An 11,489-nucleotide genomic window follows, 5' to 3' on the forward strand; every position below is an offset into this window, starting at 1 on the left:
TCTCCTCAGAAATGCCGGACCATTCCGGCGGTCACGCAATAGTTTCCCATGAAAGGCTGATGACGTTGCCGTCCTCGGCCAGATGCCATTCGAGCCAGGCGGTGGTCGCGACGGTGCCGTCGGCGAAGCTCTTGGTGACGGCGAACTCGACGACCGGCTTCGCCAGGTAGCGGGTGAGCGGCAGCACGAAGTCGAGCGAGGAGACCGGCTGGGTCTCCTCCAGCACGAGCCGCTGGCTGCCTTCGACGTCGCGGATGCGGACTTCGGCGGAGAGCGCCGCGAGCCCGTGATTGGCGTAGTTGACCAGGTTCACGAAGGCGATGTTGGTGTGGACGTCCTCGACGAAGCTGCGGATCTCGGTCAGCGTCGCGGCGCCGTCGTCGACCGGCGCGCACAGCACGGTCAGCGCCCCGGCCGGCGGATCGGCGGCGACCTCGATCGCCGCGCCCGGCTCGATGCGGCGATCGACGGCGATCGTCACCGGCTCGCCCTCCGGCGGCTCGACGACGATCTCGCCGACGTCGACCGGCCGCTCGATCGGATTGGCGAGCCGGATCACTCCCTGCCCGCGCTCGACCGCGACGGGGCCATCAGGAACCGGCCCGACGACGCGGGCGAGGTCGATCCCGAGGTCGCAGGCGATCACCGTCCCGTCGGGCAGGGTGAAGTCGACCGCGCCGGCCAGCCCGCTCGTCTCCAGCATCGAGACCAGCAGCGGGGTCGTGTCGAGCGGGCATTCGGCGGTGACCTGGATGCAGGCCCCGAGCTTGACCGCCGCGACGGTGAGGCCCGACAGGGCGGGCACCGTCCAGCGGAAGCCGAGCTGCGCCTCGATATCGTCGAGCGACAGCAGCAGCGGCGTCGCCGCCAGCCCGGCCAGTCCCCGCCGGATCGCCAGGGTGCGGGCCGGATCGATGTCGGGGACCAGCGAAGCGAGCAGCGCGCAGCGGTTCTTGGCGGCATCGTCGGGATCGACGCTCGAATAGAGGAAGATGCTCGGCCGCCAGGCGCGCCCGGCCGGCGCCTGGGCATCGAACCGGCCGATCGACCAGCGCGCTGGCACGACCAGGAAACGGCCGGGCTGTTGCAGCGAACGCCAGACGCTGGCGGTGGCATCGCTGAGATCGTCGAGACGCTCGAACTGGCGATAGACGGTCTGGCCGAGGCGGAAGGCGTCCTGGCAACCGATCGCGACGATCCCGCCGTCCCGCTCCTCGCGGTAGAAGGCGCCGAAATCCTTGCAGGGGAAGGTCGCGGGCAGTGCCTGTGCCCGCGCGATGCTGCGGATGCCGTATCGGCGCTTGCGGAGCAGCTCGGCGATCGTCGCGGCCTGGAGCAGGTTGGGCTTGACCGCCAGCGTCGCCACCGCCGCCGGACGCGCCGCCATCGTCGCCCTCGATCTCCCGACCGGCTCCCGGCCGAGCTTCACCGTCGCCGCGCCGTCGGACCAGCTCAGCATCTCGGTGTCGAGATAGCCGGTGCCCAGCGACCGCGCGCGGCGGCCCGTGCCGAGCGCGACCAGCGCCGCCTTGCGATCGAACAGGAGCTGGAGATTGCCCTCGCTGATCGGCACATAGCCGCGGAAGCTATAGGCGACCGACAGCTCGGGCGCGCGGCTCTGGAAATCGGGATAGGCAAGACTGCCATAGGCCAGCCGCACCCAATCGTCGATCAGCGCGACCTCGGCATGGACCGCATCGCCCTCCTCGCGCAGGTCGGCGGGAAAGGCCTGGGTGCGCGTCTCGCCGGCCTCGTCGCGAAAGGGGATGAGGAGCTGCACCGAGAGACCGCCGGTCGGGACCGGCGCGGCGGCGGGCTGGCCCGCTGCATTCCAGGCGGCCAGGGTCTCGGCGCTCATCCCCCGGTCGAGCCGGACATGCACGGTACCGCTCAGGCCCGGCGTCCCGTCGGCGCGATGTCCCTCGGCATGGAACAGCATTCCGAACGGCGCCTCGTCCGGGTCGTCGGTGGCGGCGGGGGCCGCCAGGGTGAAGGCCGGCGCATACCAGAAACGGTTCGGATCGACCTTGTCGCGCCACAGCGGCGCGGTCTTCTCGTCGACCTCCGGCAGCGCCTCCTCGGTGGCGGCGGCCTGCACCGGCATGATCTGGAGATCGGCGATCGCGACGAAGGACGGCTTGAGCGCCGTCACCGGCTGGACGTTCGCGGTCGCGATCAGCGCATGGGCGTCGATCCTGGCGACGGTGGGCTGCGCGGCGGCCTGGAGCTGGACCATGTTGGTCCGGTCGAACCGGGCGAGCTTGATCATCGGCGACGCGTCTCGCGCGCGGGGCTGCGCGACGAGGCGCGGCACCGGCCCGAAGCCGCCATTCCCGTCGGGCGCGACGATCCGGACGTAGCGATCGAGGTCGTCCGCTTCGGCGACCGGGGCCAGCAGGGTCTCGAGCGGCCGCGCATAGCTCCGCCGATCGGTCGTGGCCGCGCCGGGCTGGTCGATCCGGCCGGACAGCAGCATCGGATTGGGCGTGACCGGCAACACCCGCCAGCGCCGCCCCGCCTCGGTGGTGACGGGGCGCAGGATCGGCCGCGCCATCGCCAGGAAGCCATCGACCAGCGTCTCGCGATCGGGCGTTCCGGCGGGCGATACCGACAGGCGGCCGGCGTCCAGCATCGCCGCCGCGATCCCGCCGATCATGGCGCGATCGAGCAGCCCGGCCGGATCGAGCGCCGCCGCCACGTCGGCGAGCCGCGCCCGGACGATCAGCGGCTCGGACGCCGCCCCGTGCCGCTCGACATCGCAGGCGAGCGCCATGCCGCTCGCCTCGCCGCGCAGCGCGGCGAGCAGGCGAAGCGCCGCATCCCGCTGCACGGTCAGCGAGAGGGCCGCCGTCGGCCGCTCGCCCATCGCATCGACCTGTTGCAGGGCGGTGTCGCCGTCGCGCAGGACGAAGCGGGCGGAGCGGGCAAAGGCCGGCGCATCGACCTGCCCGGTGAAGCCGAGCATCGCGTGCGAGACATAGGGCTCGATAGACCCGTCGCTGGCGGGCGGGCGGCGATCGAGCACGATGGTGATCGCCGCCTTCGCCCGCCCCGCCGGGTCGAGGGCCAGGACCAGCCCCCGATCCGCGTCGGGCGAGGGAGGTGCGGGGGGCGCCGGTTCCGGCTGGCCGGGGCCCGGAGCCCCCCGCTTCTCGTTCGGACCGGACATGATCCCGTCCTTTCGCTCGGCCAGCCGTCAGGCCGCGCCGTTCAGGTGGAGCGCCCGCGCCTGGGCGGCGGCTTCGCTCTCGCTCGGCACCGGGCTGAACATCTCCTCGGAAGCCTTGCGCCGCCGCTTCGATGCCGTGCGTTCGCTCGCTTCCCGGGCCGCCAGTTCGCGATCGCGATCCTGGCCAGCGCTCTTGCCCGGAGGCGTCGCGCCCTTGCCGCGCACCGCCTTCGACGCGGGCCCCAGATCATAGCCGGCGACCGTCTTCGGCTTGGCCGTCACGCCGCGCGACGGCGGTGCCGAGGGCGTTGCGGGAGGATGGGCGCCATTGCCCGACGCGGGCGGACGGCTCCCCTGCCCCGATGCCGGCGGCGCGACGACGGCCGGCGCCACGGGCTTGCTCTTCGATCCGACCATCGGGATCTTCAGCTCGCGGGTGACGACGCCCTCGTCCTGCGGGGTCGGCACGGTCAGCATGATCGGGCCGTTGCCGCTGGCCTCCTGCCAGGTGCCGATCCATTCCTGGCCCTTGGTGAAGATGCTGCCCTTGACCAGCACCCGCACCTGGTACTTGAACTTGGGCAGGTAATCGGGATCGCCGGTATAGACCATCCAGTAGCGCGGCTCGGTCTGGTCGCCGAAGCGCCACGAGAAGGTGACGGGGACGCGATCCTTGCCGTCCTCGGTCTTGCCCTCCGCCTGGAAGGTCACCTCGACGATCTGCTTGTCGTTCTCCAGGTCGACGCCCAGGAAGATCGGGCCGCAGTTGATCCCGCCGACATTGTCGACGCGGATCTCGTTGTTGACGAGGTTGAGCGGGACGCCGGCGTCGCCCGGATCGAGATCGACGACGTTCTTCTCGATCGACACGCGGACGAACGGGTTCTCGGTCTCGTTCGGCGGCTCGCCGAAATGGACCTGGCGCTTGATGAAGGTCTTGTCGGGCTCCCAGCCGGCGGGCGGATTCTCGACCTCGTCCTTCCGCTTCATCGTCATCTTGACGCGCCAGTTCTCGTCGGGCTTGTCGCTCGCCTGGAACATGTGGCCGGTCCATTGGAGGTTGCCCTCGGTATCGGGATAGCCGACCTGCGCGGACAGGAAGGCGACCGGCTGGCCGACCCATTTCTTGGCGGGATCGGGCCAGTTGACGACCGGCTTGAAGACGCGCGTGACCGAGCGGTTCCAGTCGTCGAGGAAGATCTTCTGGAAATATTTCTTCTCGGCGTCGGGATTGGCCTTGATCTCGTCGTACAGCCCTTCGAGCTGGCCGCTGATCGGGTTGGGTTGCAGATAGGCCATCTGCCGCTTCTCGTGGAACTCCAGCTGCAGATCGACGCGATCGCGCCGCAGCTTGACCGCGCCGCCGCCGCCCAGCCCCAGGAAGCCGCCGCTCGCCTCGGCCGCCTTCTCGTCATAGGGCGCCGGCTCGAAGATCACCTTGTTCGCCTGGTCGAGGAATTTCTGGAAGACGAGATCGGAGCGCTTCTCCATCATCTCCTGGATCTTCTCGGCATTGGGCAGGGTCGAGTCGACGAGGATCTCGCTCTCGATCGTGCCGTTCTGGCGCATCGAGTTGAACTCGGCCTTGATGTCCGCCGACCAGAACCAGCCGCCGGCATGCGCCGCCGCCGAGAAATGATCCTGGATACGGCTCCAGTCGCCCCGGATGCGGATTTCGCAGATCGGGCTCCAGACCTTGAGCTGGAGGATCTGCCAGACGGTGATCGCCGACTGGCCGCCGTGGAAGGTGCTGTAGACCATCGCCGCCGGATAGCTGCCGAGCAGGCCGGAAAAGGCGTTCTCGGCGAAGGGCGTGACCGAGCCAGGGCCGCTGCCCGCCAGATTGGCGTACCAGGCGTCGAGGTTCGAGGCGCGCATCGCCCGGTCGAGGGTCATGGTGCGCGGCAGCTCGGTGAGCAGCGGCGGACGGGTCAGCCCGCGCAGCTCGGGCGCGGCGATCAGCGAGCGGCTGGGCGGGCCGCCCGGCGCCGCCGGTCCGGCCGGGGCGGGCCCCGCCGGCGCGGGGCTCGGCGCGGCGCCGCCGCCCGAGGCGACCGACGGCATCGAGCCGTCGGCGTTGGGCGACAGGCTGGTGATCGACATGGTGTTCGAGACGATCGGCGCGGGGCGGATCATCGGCGTCGCGGGCGAGCGCCAGCCCCAATAATAATCGTCGCTGCCGCGGAAACGGTCGACCAGCTCGTCGCCGGCCTGCTTCAGCACCTCGGGCGGCGGCGAGCTGGTGGTCGAGAAGCCGCACAGCGCGCCGGCGACCTCCTGAGTGCCCTCGACGCCGACATTGCTGTCCTCGCTCTGGACGCCGACGAACTGGAGGAACGAGAATTTATAGTCGCCATTGTCCTTCCGCGCGAGGCGGACGCTGTTCGGCAGCCAATGGTAGACCGGCGGCTTGCCCTCGCGCTGGAGCGCGTCGTTGTTGGCGTCGGGAAGGAACAGCAGGGGATAGCCGTCCTTGGTGACGGTCTGGAAACCCGCGGCGAAAATCGGTCCGATTGCTTCAGTCACGATAACCTCCTTCGTCAGAAACAATGGCCCCCCATTGCAGTCCTTCGAAGAATATCGTTCGAAACCGCCGTTCCCGCGGACGATGACAGCCCGCCTGTCGAGCAAAGTGCCCGACAGTTGAAATCATGAACGGCCCTGTGACGATCTTCTCAGCCTGTGGGATAATCGGCGGCTTCGTCGATTACGCGTGACGGCGATCACTCCATTGGAAGATCACGAAATATTTTCGGCGGGCGCTTGTCGGCCGCGTGATGCACCTCACGCGCATTCCGGCAGCCCCGGACCTAGACCGGGTGCCGGACAAGGAGATCAGGAATGCGTCACCACCGTGGTTGTCATTGCGAGCAATGCTGGCCGCCGTCGACATCGGACCTGGCCCTGATCGGCATCCTGCTGCTGGTCGGGCTGGGCCTGATCCTGATGTCGGGATCGAAGCTGCTCATCCTGTCGACGCTGGCCCTGCTCGCGGTCGCCTCGGCGCTGAAATTCCTGCGCGTGCGGCAGCGGACGCGACAGCCCAAATCGGCCGACCGCGAGGAGATCGGGCGCGGCGTGAAGTCGCTCTGATCAGGATCAGCGGCGGGAACGCGTCAGCAACAGCTCCAACCCGGGGTCAGGCGTGTCCGAAGGCCGCTCGCCATAGGACGCCGGGGCGGGCAGCGCGGTATCGAACAGCCTTTTGGCCAGTGCATCCGCATCGAGCGGCGGAGTCACCTGGTCGTCGGCGCGGCGGACGGAGATCAGGGCAAGCACATCACGCCGCGATGCCGAAGACCCGTTCGTCGACAGGCCGGGCAGCGGCGCCGCGACGAGCGACCGGTTGCCGCTCTTGCGGCGCGTGAGCGATCCCGTCGATCCGACGAGCACCGCCTTGCGAAAGGGCACGCGCGCCGCCGCCTCGACCCGGGTCTTGTCGGTCTGGAGCAGGCTGGCGCCGCGACCGGCATCGCTGAGGCTCTGGCCCGTGATGTTCGAAAGTTCCAGCACCACGGCGAGATCGACATAGTCCTCGCCGATCTGCTCGGGAGTGACTTCGACGGTAATGCCGACATCGCGCTCGACCGGATCGCTGTCGTCGGCGAGCGGCACGATCAGCACCGATCCGCCCTCCAGGAATTTCGATGTCTTGCCCTGCCGCGCCAGCACCAGCGGACTCGCCTCCAGCGATACCCGCGACAGGTCGCGGGCCGCGAGATTGAGCGAATAGCTGATGCCGGGCAACGTCACCGACACGTCGCCCCGGGTTTCGTGGCCGGCACTGTCATAGCTGTAGTTCACCAGCGTTCCGCCGAACTGGAGCGCGAGGCTGTCGAGCAGGTTGATCCCATCGCTGAGTCCCGCGCTACGGGTATCGCGGATCAGGAAGGCCTCGATCAGGATATTCCCGTCCTGGCCGCTCGCCTTGGGCGGCGATGCCGCCGTCGCCCCTGACGGACGCCAGGCAGCGGGGCCTGTGAAGGCGCGGCGGAGAAAGTCGGCATTCTCGCCGGGGGGAGCGGCGGCGAAGGCCAACCGCGCCAGTTCCGGTTCCTGAGCGCGATAGGCGACCAGCGCGTAGGGAAGCGCGAAGTCGCCTATCGCCCCGCACCGCTCCACCGCCGCCGAGAAGGCCGCGAGCGCATCGCGATATTCGCCGAGCCGATAATGAGCCGCCGCCAGGCCGATCAGGGGTTCCCAAAGATCGGGCGCGAGCCGCGCGGCCGTCTGGAAGCCGCTCTTGGCGAGCGCGATGTCGGCGCTGGTGCGCTGGCCGCGCGCGAGCAACTGGAGGCCCGTCTCGATATGCGCGCGGGCATTGAGCGGCTCGCGCCGGGCGGTCTCGAAACCTTCCGGCGGTGCGCTCACCCCGGTCAGCTCGACGGCCCGGCCGAGGCCTCCCGCCGCGCATCCGCCGAGCAGCGCCGCCGGCACCAGCGGCAGGATGAGGCAAAGCCGCCGCAGCCTCGCGCGGTGATGATCGAACCGGACCATGATGTCTCCCCCCGAGCAGGCTCGAAACGGCGATAGGCCCGGAGACCGTCGGGCGGATATCCCATGTTCATGGGGTCCGCCGCGCGGCGGTCAGGACAGCGCGGCGAAGGAGCGCGGGAGCCGCAGCCGCACCTGGGTCGCCTGCCCGTCGCGACCGATGGCCAGCGTCGCGTTCAACCGGCCGGCGCGCATGCGCATGTTGCGGATGCCGCTGCCGCCCGCCTGCGGGTCGAAGCCCGCGCCGTCGTCGCTGATCGCGAGGACCACGGCATCGCCATCCTCGAACGCCGCGAGCGTGACGCGCATGGCCCCGGCATGCTTGATCACGTTGGTCACCGCCTCCTGCAGGATGCGCAGGATGTCGAGCACCTGGGCCGGGCCGAGCCCGTCCAGCGGCGGCAGGTCGCGAACATCCCAGATCAGCCGCAGGCCCGAAGCGCGGAGTTGGGGCTCGACGCGCTCTCGCCAGGTGCCGAGCGCGAGCAGGAGATCGCCGCCATAGTCATCGAGCGAGCCGATGATCAGCCGCATGTCGGCCAGGGCGGCGCGGGCGTGCCGGGCGATCTCCTGCGTGTGCGGCCGGGGGGCGTCGGCGAGGGCGAGCATCGAGGCGAGCTCGCCGCCGAGGCCGTCGTGCAGGTCGCGCATGAGCCGCCTGCGCTCGCGGTCCACCGCCTCCGCCTCGCGGCGCGCGCGCAACTCCTCATAGGTGTCGCGCAATTCGCGCTCCACCGTCGCGACGCGGTCGCGCAGCGTCTCCGCGATATTGTCCTGCTCGCGCATCGCGCGGACGAAGCGCGCGGTCATCAGCGTGGCGGTCGCCAGCAGGAAACCGCCATAGACGCTCCTCGCCAGAAAGACGCGGGAGGGGTCGGGGCCGAGGATCGAAAGCGTGTCGCGCGCCGAGAATATGACGAGGACCAGGATGCCGAACATCACCACGAGCGCCTCGCCGCTGCCGTGCAGCGCCGCCCGCGCGAGCCCCCAGATGGCGATGCCCATATAGACGAAGAACAGCAGCATCACCGCCAGGAGCACGCCGCTGGGGACGTCCCTGTTGGGCCCCAACACATAGATCATCGTCAACAGCAGCGGCGGTCCGGCGAAAAGCCATGTCCGCCGCGTGACCGGTGCGCCCACCAGCGCGCGGCAGAACATCAGCGCCGCGGCGATTTCCCAGACGACGAGCATGTTCCAGAACGGATGGCCCGATCCCGCGACGCCGAAATCGGGCATGATCACCGACCCGCGCGCCGCGCCGAGCGCGAGCGTGACCGCCAGCCAGCCGAATTCCGCCTTGCGCGGGCGCGCCGCCCAGATCAGCGCGAAGATGATCGCGAGCGCGACCTCTCCCCCGACCACCAGCGTGGGCAGGACCGCCGCCGCGAACCAGCGGCTGTGATAATAGGGTCGCAATTCGCTCGCCGCGCCGACGAAGATGCGGTCGAGCGCCGCCGCGCGACCCGGCAGGGCCGACAGCGTCACGGTGAAACGGTTCCGGCCCTTTGCCAGCACGCTCCCCGACAACGGCACGAAGGCCGGCATCGTCGTGAACCGCAGGTTGCGCATCACATAGAGTTCGGCGACGGCGACACGCTGGCCGTTCACCGTGATCGTCAGCGCGTCGGTGAAGGACGGGATGAGCAGGGCGGCATTGCCGATCTCGTCGGCGGTGAGATCGAGGTCGAAGCGGCAATGCGTGACGGTGCGCGCATAGCGCTCGGCCCAAGGCGCGGCAAACGGCAGATATTCCCACCGCTCCGCCATCGCGACCGCGCCGTCCGGCCCCGCCCGCGAGCATCGCGCACGATCGATCGCCATGCTGTAGTTCGGTTCCTGGAACGCCGCGCGCGAGGACGCCAGGCTGAGCCCGACGAGCGCCGCGACGAGCAGGGCCAGCCCGACGACGGACCGCCAGCGCGCGTCCGCCCTCGACAGGAGGGTCAGAGCCTGATGAGGCCGCATTGGATGGCCTCGTACACGGCCTCGCCGCGCGTCTGGACCTGCAATTTCCGGTAGATCGCCTTGATATGGCCGGGAACGGTGTGGCGGGACAGGTCGAGCTGGTCGGCGATCTCGTTATAGGTCAGCCCCTTGGCGATCCCCCACAGGATATCGAGTTCCCGCGGGGTGAGCCGCGGGGCATCCTCGCCGGGTCCGGCGGCGGCGGGGACCCCGGCGCTCTCCTGCCGCGCGCGCCGCACGATGAAGCGCGCGATCGACGGCGAGATCGGCGAACCGCCGGACAACACCTCCATCGCCGTGGCATGGATGTCCTCCGGCAGGGCGTCCTTGAGCAGATAGCCCGACGCCCCGGCGGCGATCGCGGCCAGGATCGTCGTCTCGTCGCCGAGCACCGAGATCACCAGTATCTCGATCCCGGGATGGCGTTCCCGCGCCTCGGCGAGAAGGTCGATCGCGAGGCCGTCGGGAAGCCTGAGATCCGAAACGATCAGGTCCTGTTCCCCTTCGGCCAGCCGCGCGCGCGCCTCGGCGAGGGTTCCGGCGGACGCGACCCGACAATCGCCATGCGCGGCCAGCGCCCTCGCCAGGCGCTCGCGGATCGGAGGGTCGTCCTCGATCAGCAGCACGCGGTGCGGCGGCCTGCCCCCGTCCAGATCAGAATCCTGCATCCCGCCATCCGTAGCGGAACAGGGCGAGCGACCACCACCCCCATGAATAGGGGACCATGGTCATGGGATGGTCAATCCGGCGTCGCGGCGCGCAACTGGCCCCGTCCCGGCAGCACCGGGGCCAGGAAACAGGAGGTTCAAGATGTCCAGGTTCATCTCCGTCGGCGTGATCGCCGCCATGCTCGCCGCTACCCCGGCCTTCGCGAAGGACATGCACTGCAACGTCAACCAGGATTATGCCAAGGCGATCGACGGGAAAGAGGTCACCAACGACGGCACGAAATACAAGATGACGGTGAAGGACACCTTCAAGGGCGTGCCCGACAGCGTCTCGAGCAGCGACTACAACGCGTTCGTCAACATCAAGTTCGGCGCCGAGAAGACCACCAGCACCAGCCTCAACGTCCAGGTCCGTCCGCGCAAGTCGAGCGAATGCCTGAACGGCGTCTACAACCATAACGGCACGAAGATATGGAGCGGCGCCTATTGCGACACCAGCAACCACCAGAAGGCCAAGAGCCTGACCCTCAAGGTCATGCCCAACACCAACAATGCCCTCTACCAGGCCGCCGGCGCAGCGAGCACCACCTCGAAGGTCAGCCAGTTCCTGGGCATCTATGCCAAGCAGGGCAGCGAATATGTGCTGACCGGCGTCTGCGTCGAGAACAAATAGGACCGGACGGCCGCTGGCGCACACCGGCGGCCGGCCGCGCGCTGCCCGGATCGATCAGCGGCGCGACGGCCGGGGGCGCAGCGCGTCGCGCATCGCGAAGCTCGAATTGATCCGGGCGACGCCGGGAAGGCGCGACAGGAGGCCGTGTATCTCCTCATAGCCCGCCGCCCCCTCGGTCTCGACGCGAAGCCAATAGTCGGCGCCGCCCGTCATCAGGAAGCATTCGCGGATTCCCGGCACCTCGCGGACGGCATGTTCGAAGCGGGAGAGATAATCCTCGGTCTGGCGATCGAGCGTGACCTGGATCAGGAAATTGGCGAGCCCGTCCTCGCCCTCGGCGGCGCCCACCAGCACGGTGTAGCCGCGGATCGCCCCGCTCTGTTCGAGCAGCTTGATCCGCCGATGGCAGGCCGACGGCGACAGGCCGACCACCTCGGCGATCTGCGCGTTGGGCCGGCGCGCGTCCTGCTTCAGCAGGCGGATTATCTCACGATCGATGCCGTCCATCAGATTCCCC

General features: G+C 69.3%; 8 protein-coding genes. 2 read left to right on the top strand and 6 right to left on the bottom strand.

Annotated features, from left to right (window positions below):
• Positions 1-31 precede the first annotated feature (31 nt).
• Together HRJ34_RS06565 and HRJ34_RS06570 are read right to left on the bottom strand one after the other, a co-directional pair.
• The gene (locus tag HRJ34_RS06565; RefSeq protein ID WP_208633653.1) at positions 32-3,169 is read right to left on the bottom strand and encodes a hypothetical protein; all 3,138 of its coding nucleotides are present in this window, start codon (positions 3,167-3,169) and stop codon (positions 32-34) included.
• Positions 3,170-3,196: 27 nt separating this feature from the next.
• A complete protein-coding gene (locus HRJ34_RS06570; RefSeq protein ID WP_208633654.1) occupies positions 3,197-5,695 on the bottom strand; it encodes a hypothetical protein in 2,499 nt (832 codons plus the stop codon).
• A gap of 315 nt (positions 5,696-6,010) precedes the next feature.
• Between HRJ34_RS06570 and HRJ34_RS06575 the strand changes: the two genes are divergently transcribed.
• On the top strand, positions 6,011-6,262 hold the full coding sequence (locus HRJ34_RS06575) for a hypothetical protein (RefSeq protein WP_016744911.1): 252 nt from the start codon (positions 6,011-6,013) through the stop codon (positions 6,260-6,262).
• A gap of 6 nt (positions 6,263-6,268) precedes the next feature.
• Here the strand turns inward: HRJ34_RS06575 and HRJ34_RS06580 are convergent, their stop codons facing one another.
• The 3 genes from HRJ34_RS06580 to HRJ34_RS06590 all read right to left on the bottom strand — a co-directional run bounded on the left by HRJ34_RS06580 (position 6,269) and on the right by HRJ34_RS06590 (position 10,299).
• Positions 6,269-7,666 (bottom strand): hypothetical protein, encoded by a 1,398-nt coding sequence (locus HRJ34_RS06580; protein WP_208633655.1) that lies wholly within the window; start codon positions 7,664-7,666, stop codon positions 6,269-6,271.
• A gap of 90 nt (positions 7,667-7,756) precedes the next feature.
• On the bottom strand, positions 7,757-9,631 hold the full coding sequence (locus HRJ34_RS06585) for a two-component sensor histidine kinase (protein WP_030089736.1): 1,875 nt from the start codon (positions 9,629-9,631) through the stop codon (positions 7,757-7,759).
• Positions 9,610-10,299 (bottom strand): response regulator, encoded by a 690-nt coding sequence (locus HRJ34_RS06590; protein WP_208633656.1) that lies wholly within the window; start codon positions 10,297-10,299, stop codon positions 9,610-9,612. Before HRJ34_RS06590 ends, HRJ34_RS06585 begins: the two co-directional genes overlap by 22 nt.
• Positions 10,300-10,441: 142 nt before the next feature.
• Between HRJ34_RS06590 and HRJ34_RS06595 the strand changes: the two genes are divergently transcribed.
• Positions 10,442-10,972, top strand: coding sequence for a hypothetical protein (locus HRJ34_RS06595; RefSeq protein ID WP_011951652.1), 531 nt, complete (start codon positions 10,442-10,444; stop codon positions 10,970-10,972).
• Positions 10,973-11,026: 54 nt separating this feature from the next.
• Here HRJ34_RS06595 and HRJ34_RS06600 read toward each other — a convergent pair whose 3' ends face one another.
• Positions 11,027-11,479 (bottom strand): Lrp/AsnC family transcriptional regulator, encoded by a 453-nt coding sequence (locus HRJ34_RS06600; RefSeq protein WP_011951653.1) that lies wholly within the window; start codon positions 11,477-11,479, stop codon positions 11,027-11,029.
• Positions 11,480-11,489: the final 10 nt, after the last annotated feature.

The organism is Rhizorhabdus wittichii, from assembly GCF_017607425.1.
Taxonomy (GTDB): Bacteria; Pseudomonadota; Alphaproteobacteria; order Sphingomonadales; family Sphingomonadaceae; genus Rhizorhabdus; species Rhizorhabdus wittichii.

What these genes read in the sequence shown, in the direction of transcription:
- HRJ34_RS06565 (WP_208633653.1), bottom strand. Translation starts at nt 3,169, where the DNA reads ATGTCCGGTCCGAACGAGAAGCGGGGGGCTCCGGGCCCCGGCCAGCCG.
- HRJ34_RS06590 (WP_208633656.1), bottom strand. Translation starts at nt 10,299, where the DNA reads ATGCAGGATTCTGATCTGGACGGGGGCAGGCCGCCGCACCGCGTGCTG.
- HRJ34_RS06575 (WP_016744911.1), top strand. Translation starts at nt 6,011, where the DNA reads ATGCGTCACCACCGTGGTTGTCATTGCGAGCAATGCTGGCCGCCGTCG.
- HRJ34_RS06595 (WP_011951652.1), top strand. Translation starts at nt 10,442, where the DNA reads ATGTCCAGGTTCATCTCCGTCGGCGTGATCGCCGCCATGCTCGCCGCT.
- HRJ34_RS06600 (WP_011951653.1), bottom strand. Translation starts at nt 11,479, where the DNA reads ATGGACGGCATCGATCGTGAGATAATCCGCCTGCTGAAGCAGGACGCG.
- HRJ34_RS06580 (WP_208633655.1), bottom strand. Translation starts at nt 7,666, where the DNA reads ATGGTCCGGTTCGATCATCACCGCGCGAGGCTGCGGCGGCTTTGCCTC.
- HRJ34_RS06585 (WP_030089736.1), bottom strand. Translation starts at nt 9,631, where the DNA reads ATGCGGCCTCATCAGGCTCTGACCCTCCTGTCGAGGGCGGACGCGCGC.